General features: G+C 38.2%; 17 protein-coding genes. 11 read left to right on the forward strand and 6 right to left on the reverse strand.

What is annotated here, in order from left to right; translation table 11 throughout:
* Positions 1-726, forward strand: coding sequence for an HAD family hydrolase (locus AABJ51_RS18685; protein WP_026625367.1), 726 nt, complete (start codon positions 1-3; stop codon positions 724-726).
* A gap of 269 nt (positions 727-995) precedes the next feature.
* Positions 996-2,294 carry an inositol-3-phosphate synthase gene (locus AABJ51_RS18690; RefSeq protein WP_026625366.1) on the forward strand — a complete coding sequence of 433 codons (1,299 nt, stop codon included), beginning with the start codon at positions 996-998 and terminating at the stop codon, positions 2,292-2,294.
* Between the two features lie 258 nt (positions 2,295-2,552).
* Here the strand turns inward: AABJ51_RS18690 and AABJ51_RS18695 are convergent, their stop codons facing one another.
* A complete protein-coding gene (locus tag AABJ51_RS18695) occupies positions 2,553-4,676 on the reverse strand; it encodes a Tex family protein (protein ID WP_338373783.1) in 2,124 nt (707 codons plus the stop codon).
* Between the two features lie 342 nt (positions 4,677-5,018).
* Between AABJ51_RS18695 and AABJ51_RS18700 the strand changes: the two genes are divergently transcribed.
* Together AABJ51_RS18700 and AABJ51_RS18705 are read left to right on the forward strand one after the other, a co-directional pair.
* Positions 5,019-5,519: a flavodoxin gene (locus AABJ51_RS18700; protein WP_026625364.1), complete on the forward strand. Its 501-nt coding sequence runs from the start codon at positions 5,019-5,021 to the stop codon at positions 5,517-5,519.
* Positions 5,520-5,578: 59 nt separating this feature from the next.
* Complete coding sequence (locus AABJ51_RS18705) at positions 5,579-5,941, forward strand: DUF2023 family protein (protein ID WP_026625363.1); 363 nt, start codon at positions 5,579-5,581, stop codon at positions 5,939-5,941.
* Positions 5,942-6,106: 165 nt separating this feature from the next.
* Here the strand turns inward: AABJ51_RS18705 and AABJ51_RS18710 are convergent, their stop codons facing one another.
* Together AABJ51_RS18710 and AABJ51_RS18715 are read right to left on the reverse strand one after the other, a co-directional pair.
* The gene (locus AABJ51_RS18710) at positions 6,107-6,958 is read right to left on the reverse strand and encodes a hypothetical protein (RefSeq protein ID WP_338373784.1); all 852 of its coding nucleotides are present in this window, start codon (positions 6,956-6,958) and stop codon (positions 6,107-6,109) included.
* A 215-nt stretch (positions 6,959-7,173) separates the two neighbouring features.
* Positions 7,174-7,878 carry a hypothetical protein gene (locus AABJ51_RS18715; RefSeq protein ID WP_338373785.1) on the reverse strand — a complete coding sequence of 235 codons (705 nt, stop codon included), beginning with the start codon at positions 7,876-7,878 and terminating at the stop codon, positions 7,174-7,176.
* Positions 7,879-8,102: 224 nt separating this feature from the next.
* On the opposite strand from AABJ51_RS18715, the gene AABJ51_RS18720 reads away from it, so the two are divergent.
* From AABJ51_RS18720 to AABJ51_RS18750, 7 genes are all read left to right on the forward strand, one after another.
* A complete protein-coding gene (locus AABJ51_RS18720) occupies positions 8,103-9,146 on the forward strand; it encodes a CDP-glycerol glycerophosphotransferase family protein (protein ID WP_338373786.1) in 1,044 nt (347 codons plus the stop codon).
* A gap of 115 nt (positions 9,147-9,261) precedes the next feature.
* On the forward strand, positions 9,262-10,281 hold the full coding sequence (locus AABJ51_RS18725; RefSeq protein WP_338373787.1) for a phenylalanine--tRNA ligase subunit alpha: 1,020 nt from the start codon (positions 9,262-9,264) through the stop codon (positions 10,279-10,281).
* Between the two features lie 157 nt (positions 10,282-10,438).
* Positions 10,439-11,095 (forward strand): nitroreductase family protein, encoded by a 657-nt coding sequence (locus AABJ51_RS18730; protein WP_338373788.1) that lies wholly within the window; start codon positions 10,439-10,441, stop codon positions 11,093-11,095.
* 221 nt (positions 11,096-11,316) lie between these two features.
* Positions 11,317-12,198 carry an ACP S-malonyltransferase gene (fabD, locus tag AABJ51_RS18735; RefSeq protein WP_338373789.1) on the forward strand — a complete coding sequence of 294 codons (882 nt, stop codon included), beginning with the start codon at positions 11,317-11,319 and terminating at the stop codon, positions 12,196-12,198.
* A 265-nt stretch (positions 12,199-12,463) separates the two neighbouring features.
* On the forward strand, positions 12,464-12,796 hold the full coding sequence (locus AABJ51_RS18740) for a zinc ribbon domain-containing protein YjdM (protein WP_026625358.1): 333 nt from the start codon (positions 12,464-12,466) through the stop codon (positions 12,794-12,796).
* A 192-nt stretch (positions 12,797-12,988) separates the two neighbouring features.
* Positions 12,989-14,266, forward strand: a complete 1,278-nt coding sequence (locus AABJ51_RS18745) for a peptidase U32 family protein (protein ID WP_338373790.1) — start codon at positions 12,989-12,991, stop codon at positions 14,264-14,266.
* Between the two features lie 83 nt (positions 14,267-14,349).
* Positions 14,350-15,588, forward strand: coding sequence for an OmpA family protein (locus tag AABJ51_RS18750; RefSeq protein ID WP_338373791.1), 1,239 nt, complete (start codon positions 14,350-14,352; stop codon positions 15,586-15,588).
* Between the two features lie 4 nt (positions 15,589-15,592).
* On the opposite strand, the gene AABJ51_RS18755 is transcribed toward AABJ51_RS18750, so the two are convergent.
* From AABJ51_RS18755 to AABJ51_RS18765, 3 genes are read right to left on the reverse strand one after another with little or no spacing between them, the layout of a single operon-like run.
* Positions 15,593-16,642: a CDP-glycerol glycerophosphotransferase family protein gene (locus tag AABJ51_RS18755; RefSeq protein ID WP_338373792.1), complete on the reverse strand. Its 1,050-nt coding sequence runs from the start codon at positions 16,640-16,642 to the stop codon at positions 15,593-15,595.
* Between the two features lie 44 nt (positions 16,643-16,686).
* Positions 16,687-17,418, reverse strand: a complete 732-nt coding sequence (locus tag AABJ51_RS18760) for a phosphocholine cytidylyltransferase family protein (protein WP_338373793.1) — start codon at positions 17,416-17,418, stop codon at positions 16,687-16,689.
* A gap of 13 nt (positions 17,419-17,431) precedes the next feature.
* A complete protein-coding gene (locus AABJ51_RS18765; protein WP_338373794.1) occupies positions 17,432-18,496 on the reverse strand; it encodes a pyridoxal phosphate-dependent aminotransferase in 1,065 nt (354 codons plus the stop codon).
* Positions 18,497-18,685: the final 189 nt, after the last annotated feature.

Below are 18,685 nucleotides of genomic sequence, written 5' to 3' on the forward strand. Positions count from 1 at the left end.
ATGTTTGATCTGAATAAAATAAAAGGTGTAATATTCGACTATGGCGGAACCATAGACAGTAACGGAATGCATTGGGCAGAAGTATTGTGGGATGCTTATGTTGCGGCGGCAGTACCCGTGTCGAAAGAGCAGTTCCGCGAAGCTTATGTATATACAGAGCGTTATCTGGCAGTGAATCCGGTAGTAAAACCCGAGCATAACTTCAACGATCTGTTGAAAATAAAAGCCACATTGCAGCTTCAGTATCTGGTTGAAAATAAAATATTGACCGATGTTGATAAAACCGAATCTTATTCTCTTGCAATTTCGGATCAATGTTATAACTTTGCCAAGAACATTATAGAAAAGGAGAAACCCATTCTGGAAGAATTGCGTAAACGCTATCCGATGGTATTGGTTTCTAATTTTTATGGAAATGTGCAGGCAGTGATCGAAGACTTCGGTCTGCTCAAATTCTTTGACAAAATTATAGAATCTGCCGTTGTAGGAGTACGCAAACCCGATCCTGCCATATTCGGGCTGGGTGTAGAAGCTTTAGGCTTACCCGCCGAAAATATAGTAGTACTGGGCGACTCGCATTCGAAAGACATTGTACCTGCCACCAAAAACGGATGCCAAACAGTATGGCTGAAGGGCAAAGGGTGGGGCGATGACGAAGAAGGAGCCACTGCAGATGTAATTATAACAGATTTTATGCAATTGAAAGAAGTCTTTCAGTTATCATAATATACAGGAAAAATCAAATAAGTAATCGGGCTGGTCGGAGGGCTGCCTACGTACTTACATTCTTTTTGAATATTATAGGAGTAGTATAATTCTTATCTCTAACAATGGAAGTCTGGAAACTAGTATAACAGACCGAAAAGCCCGGGTTGGGAGAATAAAATGGAGTGAGATATTGTGCTAAAACTATCTTATTATATGTATTCCGAATATTTCGGTATACCAATTTAAAGGATTGCCGCGGGTTGCGGTGTATTTTAAACGAATAAAAAATGGAAAAAGTACAATTGAAACCAGCCAATGGAAAACTTGGTGTTCTGGTTGTTGGAGTTGGTGGCGCAGTAGCTACTACATTTATTGCAGGTACATTAATCGCTCGTAAGGGCTTAGGTACACCTGTAGGTTCAATCACTCAATTAGCTACAATGCGTTTGGGTAAAAGAGAAGAAAACCGTTTCCCAAAAATTAAAGATGCAGTGCCTTTGGCAGAACTGAACGACATCGTATTCGGTGGATGGGATCTTTTCGAAGATGATGCTTACAAAGCTGCAAAACATGCAGAAGTATTGACCGACGAAGACTTGAACAAAGTAAAAGACGAGTTGGCTGCGATCAAACCTATGAAAGCTGTTTTTGATCAGAATTTTGTGAAGAGACTTCACGGAACATGGGTAAAACAAGCTCCTACTAAATGGGACTTGATGGAGCAGGTAAGAGAAGATATCCGCGAATTTAAAAAAGCAAACAATTGCGATCGTATAGTGATGATTTGGTGCGGTAGTACTGAAGTATTTACTCCACTAGGCGAAATCCACAAATCATTGGCTACTTTAGAAAAAGCAATGAAAGAAAGCCATGCTGATATCGCTCCTTCTAACTTGTATGCTTATGCAGCAGTATCAGAAGGTGTAGCTTACATCAATGGTGCTCCTAACCTTACAGTAGATATTCCTGCTATGTGGGAACTTGCAGCTGCAAAACAAGTGCCTATCTGCGGTAAAGACTTCAAAACAGGGCAAACAATGTTGAAGACTGTATTGTCTCCTATGTTGAAAACTCGTATGCTAGGTCTTAGCGGATGGTTCTCTACAAACATTCTTGGTAACCGCGACGGAGAAGTTCTTGACGATCCGGGTTCATTCAAAACTAAAGAAGAATCTAAATTGTCGGTTATCGATAACATTCTTCAACCCGATCTTTATCCTGAACTTTACGGAAACGTATATCATAAAGTACGTATCAACTATTACCCACCTCGCAAAGACAATAAAGAAGGATGGGATAATATCGACTTGTTCGGATGGTTAGGTTACCCAATGCAATTGAAAGTGGATTTCCTTTGCCGCGACTCTATCCTTGCAGCTCCTTTGTGTCTTGACCTTGTATTGTTTACCGATCTTGCACAACGTGCAGGTATGAGCGGTATCCAAGACTGGTTGTCATTCTACTTCAAGAGCCCAATGCACGAACCAAGCAAAATTGCTGAACACGACTTGTTCATCCAATACGTGAAGTTGAAAAATACTCTACGTAAGATGATCGGCGAAGAAACTGTTGATTTTATCGAGTAAGATATTTTCATCCTATAAATAACAAAGGCTGCCCAATTTATTTGAGCAGCCTTTGCTGTTATTATTGCATGCAGGGGCGTTTCGTTACTTGGGATTTGTAATCCCGAGTACTATAGTAAGGGATTTAAAATCCCCCTTTAATAGCTTTGGGATTGCAAATCCCAAAGGACGTCAAGCCTTTGCTGTTATTTGATTGTTGTAGGGGTGAATAAAATTATACGCCCCTACAAGCTAATAAATTAAATAGGTCTGCGACCTTTATCCGAGGTCTTTCATCGACAGAGCTACACGTTTACGGGCAGCATCTACCGATATTACTTTTACCTGTACATATTGGTGCAGCGATACTATCTCGGTAGGATCGGATACAAACCTGTTGGCAAGTTCGGATATATGTACCAATCCGTTTTCTTTGATACCGACATCCACAAAACATCCGAAGTTGGTAACGTTGGTAACGATACCCGGCAGCAACATTCCTTCGCGCAGGTCTTCGATGGTTTTGATGGTCGGGTCAAATTCGAATGCCTGTATCTTTTTACGGGGATCACGTCCCGGTTTGTCCAACTCCTGAATAATATCGTTGAGGGTAGGTAATCCTACTTTGTCCGACACATACTTATTCAGATCGAGCGACTTTTTCAGGTCTTTATTATCTATCAGCTCCTTTACGTTACAGCCCAAATCCTTAGCCATAGTTTCTACAATGTGATAACTTTCGGGGTGTACCGACGAGTTATCCAACGGATTTTCGGCTTCGGCAATACGAAGGAAACCTGCGCATTGTTCGAATGCTTTTTCGCCCATCCGGGGAACTTTAAGCAGTTGTTTTCGGGTTTTGAATGCACCGTGTTCGGCTCTGTAATCTACAATATTCTGGGCGAGGGTAGGACCCAGTCCCGATATGTATGTCAACAGGTGCTTGCTGGCAGTATTTACATTCACCCCAACGAGGTTTACGCAACTTTCGACAGTAAGATCGAGCGATTTTTTGAGTTTCGTTTGATCTACATCGTGCTGATACTGACCTACTCCGATCGATTTTGGGTCTATCTTGACCAATTCAGCCAACGGATCCATCAAACGTCTGCCAATCGATACAGCACCACGTACGGTAACATCGTATTCGGGAAATTCTTCCCGGGCAATTTTAGATGCCGAGTAGATAGACGCACCGTTTTCGCTGACCACAAATACCTGTACCTCTTTTTCGTAACGCAGGTTGGTGATAAAACGTTCCGTTTCGCGGCTTGCCGTACCGTTACCGATGGCAATAGCATCTATTTTGTAAGTAGAAACAAGCTGAACGATCTTGTTACCTGCCTTTTGAGTTTCATTTTGAGGGGGGTGCGGATAGATGGCTTCGTTGTGCAGCAGGTTGCCCTGAGCGTCTAAGCAAACGATCTTACAGCCTGTACGATAACCGGGATCGATACCCAGTACCCGTTTCTGTCCGAGTGGGGCGGCTAACAACAGCTGACGCAGGTTTTCGATAAATACACGTATTGCTTCTTCGTCTGCTACTTCTTTGGCAGCAGCAGCAAATTCTGTTTCTATCGAAGACTTCAATAAGCGTTTGTAGGCATCTTTAACAGCCGTTTCTACATATTCCGATGCCTCGGTTGTTCCTTTTACGAACTTGCGGTTGAGGCGTTCCAATGCATCTTCTTCTTCGGGTGCGATGGTTATCTTGAGGAAACCTTCGGCTTCGCCTCGTCTCATGGCGAGTAATCGGTGCGACGAGCATCTGCTGAGCCGTTCTTCGAGATCGAAATAGTCGCGGTATTTATCGCCTTCTTCGTCTTTTCCTTTTACTACTTTAGAGGTGATAAAGGCTTCGCGTTGAAACAGATTTCGGATTGAATTTCTTGCCGATTCGTCTTCGCTCACCCATTCGGCAATGATGTCGCATGCTCCGTTTATGGCTTCTTTGGTATCGGCTACATCGCCTTTAACGAAAGCCAGCGCTTTGCTTTCTACATCGAACCGTTGTTGGAGCATTATGGCTTGTGCCAATCCTTCCAAACCCTTTTTACGGGCTATTTCGGCTCTGGTTTGTCGTTTGGGTTTGTAGGGCAGATATATATCTTCTAATTCGGTTGCATTCCAGCACGATTCTATACGCAGTTTAAGCTCTGGAGTCAGTTTTTCTTGTTCTTCTATCGTTTTCAGAATTGTCTCTTTTCTTTTGGTCAATTCTATCAGTTTATCGTATTGTTCTTTTATGGCAGCTATCTGTACTTCATCGAGTCCGCCTGTTGCTTCTTTTCGATAACGGCTGATAAACGGAATGGTTGCCCCATCGTTAAGCAATGCTATTGTTTTTTCGATTTGGCTTTCGCGGATATTCAGAGCCGACGATATCAGTTTGTTTATAGTCATATATATGTGTTATAATTTAAGTTATCAGTCTAACCAAGGTAACAAAAATAATTTGATAATATATTGTGTAATGCTTATGCAGAGCAGTTTCCGGACAAAGCTATTCAAAATTATTTTATAGGCATACAAAAAAATAATTATATGTTACTATACTATCTTATCTGTTTAATGTATTTAAAATGAATTGTTTTGCCCGATAAAAGGGTGCGCTTATCCTTATAAGTAATTAGAAAGTGCGAATAATATCATTATTTATTGGTATTGTAGAAACTGTAAAACTCCCTTTACTTTGCAGTATAAAAATAACAAAATAAATAATTAAACTTTCAATTAATTAAAAGCATGGCAAAGATAGGCATATACTATGGTTCTACAACCGGTAATACTCAAGATTTAGCAGATCGTATCGCAAAAGCATTAGGTGTAGCTTCGGCTGATGTACATGATGTAAGCTCTGCAGCTGCTGATTTCAATCCGTATGATGTAGTATTGTTAGGATCTTCAACAATGGGTATGGGCGATTTGCAAGACGATTGGGAAACATTTATCGATGATGTAAAAGACGCAGACCTAAATGGAAAGAAAGTCGCATTGTTTGGTTGTGGAGACTCTTCTTCTTACAGTGATACTTTTGGCGATGCTCTTGGTAAAATTTATGAAGTAATTAAAAATAAAGGATGCCAATTAATTGGAAAGACTTCTGTTGAAGGTTATACATATGATAGTTCTGAAGCTATTGTTGATGGACAATTTGTAGGATTACTTATCGATGAAGATAATGAATCTAACTTGACAGATCAGCGTGTAGCTCTTTGGCTGGAAGATTTGAAAAAACAAATATAAAGGTCTCAGACCTTTATGTTAATATCATTAATATAAACACTGTTTATCCGTAATCTGAAATGTTAGTATTTAATCATCATATTTACGAGTTTAAGAAAGGAGTGAGAGACATGGTTTTGTGTACACTCCCTGCCCATATGCAAGAAAAAGTAGTGGCCAAACTCGAGCGAAATGAGATTAGCTACATGATACAGAAAATAAAAAACGGAAACATAAACGTATTTTTCGGAAAAGAAGAATGTCTGGTTGTAGTCAGAAATCTGTGCAAAGAACGTTTTCTGGATGAGCTTTCGCCCGAAGAAGATTTTATGATCGGTGTTTTGTTAGGATATAGCGTAAGCGAGCAATGCCGACGCTATTGTAAAAGGAAAAAAGCAATGAAAAGCATAAGTGAAACAAAGTATCTGGTGGCACATACCTGAAAAGGAAAATCACCTGATATAAGGTAAATGGAAAAGGTCGTAGACCTTAATGCCGTATTCAGTTTATAGTGAATCATTTCTATTGATAGTTTTTTAGTTGATCATTTTAATACCCCCATGCTGTGAAGCAAGGGGGTATGACTTTTTATAGACAGAGGTGAAGGTTTACTTTGCTTCTAATTTTTGTACTTTATTTTCTAAGTTCTTTATCGTTTTATCTTGTTGAATTACATACAGCGTCAGTTCCTCTATTTTCTGCAATAGCTTTGCTTGCATTTCCCCTATGCTTACACCATTTTCTTTGACTTCCGCTTCTGATGGAATGTCGGGGAGATGATTGTGTTCGTTGATATGGTTCTCTACTTCTTGAAGTGTAGGTAGTTTGTAATCTTTATCGAAAACGAAGTCAGCCCAACCGGTCTCTACTTTTACTTCGGTTGCTCGGATTGTGCCCGCTACATCCAGTTTATTTTGAGGGTTAAGAACTCCTATTCCTATATTTCCTTCGGATGAACTTGTTATGAATAATGTTTCTTTAAATGTAGAAGTTATATCCTTTTTAGAGGGTTGGGCTGTAATATAGCATTTTACCACTTGTTCTTGATTGTTTCCATCTAATACCCATGCTTTAATATTAAAGTCTGCCCATCCTGAACTTTTTATTATGATATCTATTTTATCACCATTCTCATACATAATAAGGCTGTGATGGGCATAAGATCCGTTACGAACTTCCTTGTTGATACGATACTCATTTCTTGTGCTTATGGAGTATGTTACAGTAGCTAACCTATCGCTATGATAACCATCTCCAAAAACTTCTATTTTATACTTCTCTTGATTAGATCCAAGATCAACGTTCGCTAATAATGACCCAACATAAACATACCTAATATTGTCAGGGGATGACATTATATTAATTCCCTGAGATTGTATTCTTTCCGAAAACAATAGCATCATGAATAAGAAGATTAAATAGAATTGAATTTTCATAATCGAAAAGAAAGTCTTTTTCATACTATAAGTTTTGTGTTATTAATAAAGTTCAAATGTAGCCTACTTTTGCTTCTTGCTCCTTTATTAGAAGCGAAGTGTCAGTGATTGGTATTTGTCCAACTTCTAGAATAATTCTTCAAATTTGTAAATATATGGATATAATTGGTTTATTAATAGTTTCCCCCGTGTTGAAATCAAGGGGGATGACTTCTTCGATATGTAATTGTGAAGCTCTATTACAATGGCATAAAATGATCGCCAAAAGTTTCTTCCGAAGTAGAAGCATAGGTATAATGCCGAGGTAAGAACCAACCTATATTCTGCATAATTCCATTGAAGTGGTCTTCACTCGGAAAGTCGGATGGGGTGAGGTTAAACGTCAGTTGTTGAAGAAACTCTTCACCTTCGGGTCTGTTTGTCAATACTATTTTTACTTCAGTGCTGGTATATTGCTTGAGGTATTGACGTAAAATATTACGGGTTTGTATCGGAATTATATATTCCGATGGCTGCCCGATCAGCATCTGAGTATCTTCTTTTATGCGGTTTTCAGTTTGTATATACCAGTTTTTTGACTCTGTGTAAAACTCGTTGCGTAAGTGATAATTGACGAGCTCTCCATAGGTGAATACCCAGTCGGGCTGACCTTTTACAGGATTGATAACAATTCCCAGTCCATTGTCCAGTATAAAATCAGGGATCATATGTTTGATCACATAGCATTGAAATTCTTTGTTGGGTTCCGGCATATTTAATACAAAATAAGGGAACCCATCCGGTCCTGATATAACCTGAGGGTCATTACAGGCAAAACTGGCATCAGTAACATTCTCCAGAAATGTATTTTTCCAAGATTCGTCTCTTGACTCGAACGGTACGGAGAATAATTTATCTAAGGCTTGTGTTTTTTCTAAATCTCCGTAATATACTTCTTTATTCATTTGGGTTTTTATTTACAAAACTAATAATTAAAAATATGGAAACGAAGATGCGGTTTGCTTTAAATGCTTTTATCAGCGAAAAAATAGAGATTACGTGCTTAAAAAAATATCAATGCCCGATATAATTAAAAATATTGCTGTATCTTTGATATACATACTGACGGAGCACTAAATATATAATGTATTTAGTGCTCCGTCTTTGTCATTTATTAGAGTGTTGTAAAATGAAAAAATATGTTTTGTTTGTTTCCCTAAGCTATTCTTATTCAATATTAAGACCCATACAAACAGAGATCCGTAAGAGAGGTGGAGATGTTGCTTGGTTTATAGAAAAGAAATGTCCGATTTATTTAGCGGAGGATGAAAAACTATTGAAAACAATATATGATGTGATTGAATATAACCCAATAGCTGTTTTTGCACCGGGAAATTATATTTATGATTTCTTTCCGGGGGTGAAAGTTGAGGTTTTTCATGGGTTGTTTTATAAGCGTAACAATTATGGAGATCATTACCGTATAAGAGGTTTGTTTGATCTGTATTGTGTAACAAGTAGTTTATTTATGCCCGAATTTAAGCGTTTGGAAAAAAAATATGGTTATTTCAAAGTTCTAGAAACAGGTTGGAGTAAATTTGATGCTTATACTAAAGCTAAACCAACTATTCACAAGGATAATGTGCCCACAATAATATATGCTCCTACTTTTACTAAAGGGTTGACATCGACAGAACATTTATTTGTCGAAATAGAGCGTTTAGTTCAGACTCGAAACTGGAGGTGGATATTTTCGTTTCACCCTAAGATAGATATTCAAACGATAGAAAAATATAAAAAGCTTACCCGAAAATATGATCATGTTGAATATTCGGAAAAAGAGGAAAAATTATCATTATATCAATCTTCTGATATAATGATCAGCGATACATCTTCTGTTATATACGAGTTTCTATGGTTTGATAAACCAGTTGTGACTTTTCGTAATACGTTTCCCGAGAATCATTTAATTAATATATTAGACAGTCGATCTCTGGAATCTGCGATTGATGAAGGATTATTGTACCCAGAGCATTTACTGATGAATATCAAAAGTAAAATGGATCAGGTGCATCCCTTCAGAGACGGATATGCTTCTGCCCGTATATTAGATGCTGTGGACGATTTTATCGAAAACTATCAGGGCAAGATAAAGGAAAAACCACTTAATCTTTTTCGAAAATTAAAAATGCGTTTCAAAGCAGGCTATTTCCCTTTTGGTGCGAAGAAATAGTATCTTGAAAAGAATAGAACTAATACAACAGGTCCGAGACCTTAATTTCTTTTTTTAGAAAAGAAAAACGTAACTTTGCCTATCAAATGAATTAATGACTAAGGATTAAAATCTGATGATTGATAAAATAAACAAATTACTTGCAGATATAGAAGATTTGAAAGCTTCTAATACTCAGGAATTAGAGGATTTACGTATAAAATTCTTAAGTAAAAAAGGCTCGGTATCGGCTTTGATGGATGATTTCAGAAATGTGGCAGCCGAAGAAAAGAAGAATATCGGGATGAAATTGAATGAGCTGAAATCTAAGGCTCAGGATAAAATAAATCAACTGAAAGAGAATCTCGAGAATGCATCATCGTCCGAAGAGGCTATTGATCTTACCCGTACAGCTTATCCTGTGGAATTGGGTACACGCCATCCTCTTTCTTTAGTGAAAAAAGAGATTTGTGATATATTTAAACGTCTTGGTTTTTCGATAGCGGAAGGTCCTGAGATAGAAGATGACTGGCATGTGTTTTCGTCTCTTAATTTTGCCGATGATCACCCTGCTCGTGATATGCAGGATACATTCTTTATAGCACGTAACCCCGAAGTGGTTTTGCGTACCCATACTTCGTCGGTGCAAACCAGAGTAATGGAAAAGCAAGAACCTCCGATTCGGATTATTTGTCCAGGACGTGTTTATAGGAATGAAGCTATTTCGTATCGTGCGCATTGTTTCTTTCATCAGGTAGAAGCATTGTATATCGATAAAAATGTTTCGTTTGCCGATTTAAAGCAAGCATTGCTATTCTTTGCAAAAGAAATGTTTGGTGCAGATACAAAAATTCGTCTTCGGCCATCTTATTTCCCATTTACAGAGCCTAGTGCAGAAATGGATATCTCATGTAATATCTGTGGAGGTAAAGGTTGCCCGTTCTGTAAGCATACCGGATGGGTAGAAATTCTCGGTTGTGGTATGGTCGATCCTAATGTATTGGAAAACTGCGGTATCGATAGCAAAGTATATTCAGGATATGCCCTGGGAATGGGTATTGAACGTATCACTAATTTGAAATACAGGGTGAAAGATCTGCGTATGTTCTCAGAGAATGACGCTCGTTTTCTTAAACAATTCGAGAACGCGCAGTAATAATAGATAATTTAGAATAAAAGGATGTCTTTTGATTAAAAGACATCCTTTTTATTTATATGTAAGTTAATGTGAGATTTGGAAAAACTAGGAGTATGGAATATTTTTTCTATTTTTATATTCTTCAATTTTTAATACACAAAAATATTTTACATCTATGAGAATCTTAACAGTATTATCTCTTTCCTTTTTAGTCTTTATGTCATGTAGTCAGCCGGCAAAAGATGCGGATACGAAAAAAGAACCGGAAGTTGCTAAGAATGTAGTGGTTGAAAATATAATGAACCGCCGTAGTATTCGAAAATACAAGCCCGAACAGGTTGCACAGGCTCAAATGGATACAATAATTCAAAGTGGAATAAATGCACCCAGTGCTTTAAATAAACAATCGTGGGAAGTACGTGTAATCCAAAATCCAGATTTGCTGAATAAAATAAATACTGCTTTTGTTGAGGATGCCAAAGGAAAGTCTTTACCTGGTAGCGCATCTAAAGCTCAGGAAGACGGATTCAGTGTGTTTCACGGAGCACCTACGCTAATCATTGTCGCAAAAGATAAAAGTAACTCATACAGTGCGGTTGATTGCGGATTATTTGCCCAGAATATTCTATTGAGTGCCGAGTCTATGAATATCGGGACATGTGTGATTGGCAGTGTTGCCGGAATCTTCAATAAACCGCAGTCAAAAGAATTACGTGAAGCTATAAATCTGCCTGATACTCATGAGGTCATTTTCGGAATATCGGTAGGATACAAGAACGAATCACCGAACGCTAAGCCTCGTAATGAAAATAAGGTTGAATATATCAAATAAGCATATATATTAGCAGTAAGAAAAAGCATCGGAAAACTATTCCGGTGCTTTTTATCTAAAACAGAGAATCTTACCTAAACTCGATCAAGACGAGTTTGGTTTGTGTTTTTTTATTAAATTTGCCAGCCGTATCTAAGGTTTCAAACCTTAAACTGTGTTGAATATAGAGAATCAAAAAAATATATATCAAGACATTTCATTAATTTATAACATATTAAAGTATGAAAGCATTTGTATTTCCGGGTCAAGGTGCTCAGTTTGTGGGCATGGGTAAGGATTTGTATGAAACATCACCCGTAGCGAAAGATTTATTCGAAAAAGCAAATGAAATTTTAGGTTTCCGTATTACTGATTTAATGTTTAGCGGAACTGATGAAGACTTGCGTCAAACAAAAGTTACACAACCAGCGATATTCTTACATTCTGTAATTTTAGCTAAAACTTTAGGTGCCGAATTTGTTCCGGAAATGGTTGCAGGTCACTCTTTGGGAGAGTTTTCGGCTTTGGTAGCAGCTAATGCTTTGTCGTTCGAAGACGGATTGAAACTAGTTTATAAGCGTGCATTGGCTATGCAGAAAGCTTGCGAATTGAATCCATCTACCATGGCTGCAGTATTGGGCTTACCTGATGAAAAAGTAGAAGAAATATGCGCATCTATAAAAGATGAAGTTGTAGTACCTGCAAATTACAATTGCCCCGGACAGATTGTTATCTCGGGAACGAATGCAGGAATTGATAAAGCGTGTGAATTGTTGAAAGAAGCAGGTGCAAAACGTGCTTTGAAACTGAGCGTAGGTGGAGCGTTCCATTCTCCATTGATGAATCCTGCTAAGGAAGAATTGGAAAAAGCAATTAACGAAACAGAGTTCTCTGCTCCGATTTGTCCTGTGTATCAAAATGTGACAACTGTTGCAGAATCTGATCCTGAGACTATTAAAAAGAATCTGATTGCTCAGTTGACTGCTCCTGTAAAATGGACTCAATCTGTAGAGCATATGATTGCCGATGGTGCTACTGAATTTGTAGAACTAGGACCGGGAGCTGTTCTTCAGGGATTGGTGAAAAAAATAAATAAAGAAGTAGCTACCAGCGGAAAGCAATAAGGTATCTGTTTTTTTAGGATAAACGAAGACGGCTGCTTCCTTTTTTTAGGGAGTCAGCCGTTTTCCTTTGTTTGGATGAGAATTGGTAAGAAATAAGACTGATTCGGTATTCGATTTGTAACCTATGACAATTTAGCCTATCTTCGTTGTTATAATAAGTAAAAGATAGTATTTACTTTCTATTTATCAACAGGCTTTCGCTATTTTACTTACCAAAATGCTAAATAGGGTAAGACCTTAAAAACAACTAAAACAGAATCAAATTATGGCTGAAACTCCAAATTGTCCACTTTGTGACATGGAAAATACGTATTTCGACGGAACCGTATTTGTATGCCCCGATTGTAGTCATGAGTGGACTAATGAGGCAAACCAACAGGAAACAGATGATACTCCCAGAGACAGTAACGGAACAGAATTGATAGACGGAGATGCCGTTACTGTAATAAAAGACCTGAAAGTAAGAGGTTCTTCGATGGTAATCAAAAGAGGGACGAAAGTAAAAAGCATAAAATTAACAGAGAACCCTGACGAAGTGGATTGCAAGATCGATGGATCGGGTATTGTGTTGAAAACCTGTTTTCTTAAGAAAGGATAAGTTATTCTTAAACAATAAAAAGTGACAGAAAGCAGTTCGTGACGTACTTTAAAGAGATAACGTACTCTGGCTGTTTGCCTGCAAAATCAACAAAAAGGTCTGAGACCTTAGATGCTCGGTTTGTTATTCTACAGATCGAGCTTTTTATTGTATCTTTGTAGTCCGAAAATATAGAATATACAGAATAGATAAATGAAAAATATTGCTGATTTTGAAATCATGGCGCCAGTAGGATCTTACGATTCTTTGGCTGCGGCAATACAAGGAGGTGCGAATTCAATTTACTTTGGTATCGAAGGGTTGAATATGCGTGCCAAATCTTCGAATAACTTTACAACCGAAGATTTAAAAAATATAGCTAAAATTTGTCAGGAACACGGGATGAAGAGTTATTTGACCGTGAATACCATTATTTATGATAATGATATAAGTCTGATGCACCAAATTGTGAATGCTGCAAAAGAAGCTAACGTGTCGGCGATTATAGCATCGGATGTAGCAGTAATGATGTATGCCCGCAGCATTGGAGTTGAAGTGCATTTATCGACACAGCTTAATATCACAAATACGGAAGCTCTTAAATTTTATGGACAATTTGCCGATGTTGTGGTATTGGCCAGAGAGTTGACACTGGATCAGGTAGCCGATATTTATAAGGATATTGTAGAACAACAGATAAAAGGTCCAAGCGGAGAGTTGATCCGTATTGAAATGTTTTCTCATGGAGCCTTATGTATGGCTGTTTCGGGTAAATGTTACCTGAGTTTGCACGAAAAAGATTTGTCTGCAAACAGAGGGGCTTGTAATCAATTGTGTCGTAGAGGCTATATTGTAAAAGATAAAGAAAGTAATATCGAACTTGAAATTGATAACGAATACATCATGTCTCCCAAAGATCTGAAAACAATCCATTTCATGAACAAGATGATGGATGCCGGAGTACGGGTGTTTAAGATCGAAGGGCGTGCACGTGGTGCAGAGTATGTGCGTACCGTTGTGGAATGTTATAAAGAGGCGGTAAAAGCATATTGCGAAGGAACATATACCGAAGACAAAGTCGCGGAATGGGATACTCGTTTGGCAACAGTCTTCAATAGAGGATTCTGGGATGGTTATTACCTTGGGCAGCGTTTAGGTGAGTGGACAGCTAATTATGGTTCTGGAGCTACTAAACGCAAAGTCTATATAGGTAAAGGAATCAAATATTTCTCGAATATCGGTGTTGCCGAGTTTCTGATGGAGACTCAGTCTTTAAAAGTAGGAGATGAAATTCTGGTAACAGGACCTACAACAGGAGCTGTTTCTCAGGTTGTAAATGAAATACGTGTTGATCTAAAACCCGTACAGGAAACTGTCAAAGGCGAAAAGTTCTCAATTAGGCTCACCGAGAAGATCAGACCTTCCGATAAACTGTTCAAGGTTATTACAGTAGAACCTAAGCAAAAATATGTGGAAAAGGTCTCCGAATAATTTATTTATGCGGAAGAACTAAAAATGAGCCACCTTGTTTAAATAAAAAAGGAAAATATAAATACGATCTATCCAAGTAAATTATGTCGCCTATATACAGTTCGCTGCAAGTTATACTGACAGATAATACTATAACCCGTGCGTCGGAGTTTCTTTGCGAAGACCGATGTAAGGTCGCAGATGCTTCGGCTTCTATTATACCATGTCTGTTAGGGGCTTTGTTGGCTAAAGGCAGTACCACCCCCATACAGATTGCCTTGAGTAAGGCCGGGCGTAATTATAATAACCTGCAAGACAATATTGTTTCAATATTCTCGGGTAATGCCGATGAAAGGATCAGTTATTCAGGATTTCGTCTGCTCGATGCTATTTTTGGTGATAAACTTGGAGAATTTACAACCCTGATATCCTCTACTTTCGGGATGTCTTATTCAAATACCGATCAGCTATTATTAATGATAACACCAATAATAGCAAGTGATCTGGGGTATCGGGCGACTGAATATAAATGGGGGATGACAGGCTTACTTGGGCGGTTGAATTACGAGAAAGGCAGTTATCTTCATTTGATCCCTGTCGGTTTTGCATCATTGTTCGGGCTCGGCAGTAATGATGAGTTAGGGAATTTCGTCCCGGTAATTGAATCGACCGAAGCCGATTATAAGCTGAAAGAACCTACTCCTCCGTGGCTTGTGTGGGCAATTATTGTTGCTGGCGGAGTTATTATTGCTTTTTGGTGGAAGTCTTGCGAAGATTCTACTTCAACTAAAGTGAAAGATACCGTCACCACAGCAACATCGGCAATGGTAGAAGGTACTATTTCAACAGTATCAAAAGCATTGGAAAAGGTTTCGACTATTGTAATTTTACCCGATGGAAAGCGGCTTCAGGCCTATAAGGGCGGAATTGAGGATCAGCTTGTGAGATTTCTTAGTTCGGACGAATATGGAAATGCTTCCACAGACCAACTGAAAGACAAGTGGTTTAACTTCGATAATATCGAGTTTAAGTATGGAAGTTCAACCGAACTGACCGACATCTCTAAGCCTCAATTACATAATATTGCAGTTATATTAAACTACTATAAAGATACGAAAGTGATTATTGCCGGATTTACAGATCGTACAGGTACTATCGAAAGTAATCTGAAGCTATCTCAGGATCGTGCTAATACAATCAGAAATTACCTGATAGAAGAAGGTATCGAAGGATCACGTATTTCTGCAATCGGTTATGGCGATCAATATGCGACACACGCTGCTGATGCCCCTGATATTGACAGGGCATTGGATAGAAGAATTGCTTTGAGATTTGAAAAGTAGCCGGTTATTTCTTAACTTTTCCGAATTTTTTAACAGACTGATATTTTCGCCATAGGTTGAGTTTCCTATATTTGGGTACTCCGTGTCTTGCAATGTAGTCTTCCACGGCAGTGAACATTCTTTTTGCCACTTTTCCATCCAGATACGGGTCGTAATTATCTATAATCCATTTGCGCTTTGCTTTGTATTCGTCACTAGACAGGACTGTATCATAAGCCCAATCGAGTTTGTCGGGAGTATCTATATCAAGCCAGTATTTGTCTTTAGCAACATTGTTTAGAGTGATAACAGGCTTATCCAATAAAAGAAATTCATATACAGCAGAAGAAGTATCGCTTATCATCATATCCGAAGCAAGGATATATTTCGATATATTCTGATCTTCTATCCATAAAATGTTATCTACTTCCTTCGCTAGAGCTTTGTACTCGTCTACCCACTCTTTTTTTGTTAGTGGATGAAATTTAAGTAGGATAACTGCATCTTTTCGATCAGCAAGCTTTTTTATATCTTCTTTAATATAAGGCAGCGATGTTAATGAGGGAGAGAATGTCGGGGCATATAAAACAATCTTACTCTTCTTGTACTTAGTTAAGAGACCTTCTCGGTAATTATCGAATGTATGCAGGTTGTTAAAAATCCAGTCTTGCCGAGGCCACCCTGTTTCCACGACTTCAAAGTCTCCGTAGTTCTGAGCCAGTTGCTCGAAAGGTTTGGTGAAAAAGGGACCTTGGGTCAGATACATATCCAGATACCTGCGTATTACCCAATGATCTTTTTTTTCGGCTGCGTATCCGTGGAATATCTCAGCTTTAACTCCCGGCAGATAATAAGGTACAATATTGCCCGGAACAAAAATAGCTTCGGGTGAGAAGTTGTATGTTTCCTGTATAGAATTAGTCCATCTTACCTCATTTTTTAAAGGAAAGTCGGGAATATTTCTTGCATCAACAAACCAGAGTATTTCATGTTTTGATGTTTTATTTGCTTCCTCCTGAAGGGGCAAAAGTATTGTCACGGCATATTTATGCTCGCAGAAAAGTACAACTCTCATTTTAGATAACAGGCTTAGTGTATATGTGTAAATCCGAATTTTTCTTACTGTAAGTGTGCCGGAATCTTTGCGCAGGCTGTCTCGAAATCTTCGACAGTGTCAAGTTCCATTGAAAAAATATTTGTTGTATCGACAGTGTATATTTCAGCTCCTTTCTTGATGAGATTTTCGAATGCCATCTCGTAGAAGACTCCCGATTGACTTTTGTTTAAGATCATGTCATCAAGTTCGGTATAAAGATCCTGAACGAATTCAGCAGAGAATTTCTCTATGCCGACTGATTCGCCAACGGCAGTTTCAATAGAACAGGTCTTGCTTATCTCGGTAATTTGTCCGTCAGTGTTTAAAATCACTTTTATCTCTTCATCTCCCAATTCGTGAGAGTTTAGAGCTAAGCAGTTTTCGTGTTTTGATTCCAGTAATGCGCTGATTAATGCTGCATCGAAGAGAATATCGCTGTCCAGAAGCAGCATAGATTGTCCATGTACCACAGATTTGGCAAGCCATAATGAATAGATATTATTCGTAGAATCGTATTTGCTGTTGAAAATATATTCGACTCTTAAATCTGGATAATTAGCTGAAACAAAACTTTCAATCATCTCTTTGAGATATCCTGTAACAATAACCAACCGATCGAAGCCATTGGCTATTAACGAGTCAATCGTACGTGCAAGCAGGCATTTGCTTCCTACATTGAGCAGGCACTTGGGAGTGTTGTTTGTTAAAGGGCGTAAACGTGAGGCTATACCGGCGGCAAGGATTACTGCTTTCATTCTTCTGTCTGGATTATTTGTTTAATGCAACTCTTCGGATGATATCTACAACTCTTTCATTTATGGCAGTCGTTCCTAATGTTATGCGCATATGTGTCCGTAAGCCTTCTTCATTCATGAATTTAACTACGATATTTTCTTTTTTGAATTCGGCTTGCAGTTGTTCTTTTAATTCAGTCGGATATTTAACCAAAACGAAATTAGCATCAGAATTGTAAACTTTAAATCCTTCGATGGGGTTCAGGCCGTTTTTATATAATTCTTTATCGCTCTGCATGCGGGCTGCATTCTTATCATAGTATGCAGTTGATTTTAGTGCGGCGATACCCAATTGTTCTGTAAGTTTATTGTATCCCAAATACATGGTGCTGAAGTTTGTGAATTTTTTCAATCCTTCACCCATAAACCCATATCCCAGGCGAAGTCCCGGAAGTCCGTAGAATTTAGAAAATGTACGGATAATCAGCAGATTCGGAAATTCGGTTATTAATCGGGATATGTATGTAATGTCTTTATTTGCAAACGATGTATATGCTTCGTCAATAACTATGATAGTGTCTTTGCTCAGAGACGAAATGATATCTTTCATTTCATCCAATGACAGTGAGTTACCTGTCGGGTTGTTGGGACTTGCCAGAAGAACTAAATCAGGATTTTCCTGAGCAGCTATCTTTTTTATTTCGGGAATATTGTATTTGAAGTCGTATCCATCTTCATAAAGAGGATACATTATGGTCATGCCGTTTACTTCTTCGGCTATCGATTTATAGTACCACCACGAGAATGTAGGGATAAGCATTTTGCGCTGCTGATGTCCCTGACTTAAGAAACAATGTATAACACCTTTCAGAATATCTTCGCCGCCATATCCTAAAACAACATTCTGTTCTGCCACCCCGTACATGTCTCCGATGTATTGAGATAGTTCACTTTTTATTCCGTTCTGAAAACAGCGGGTATAAGTACATAATTCCTGAGGGTTAAAATCGTTCAGTACTTTAGCTACATCCGGAGATATTTCGTAGCTGTATTCATTTCGATCTAAATATATCAGATCGTTAGTGTTAGGGTTATTCATGTTTGTAAATTTCAAAACTCTTAATGTGCGGAGCAAAGGTATTAAATTAATATATAATCATTGAATTTTACCTTGAATATTTTAACTTAAGGTCTCAGCCGTACTTTAGACACTATTAGAAAAGGAGTAGATATGGCTCTTTCTTTATTCTCCAACCGAATCTTTTTACTCCTTTTTGTAGAAAAGGAC

Origin of the sequence: Indolivaga capnocytophagoides (assembly GCF_036511535.1) — a bacterium.
In the GTDB taxonomy this organism is placed as follows: Bacteria; Bacteroidota; Bacteroidia; order Bacteroidales; family Dysgonomonadaceae; genus Dysgonomonas_A; species Dysgonomonas_A capnocytophagoides.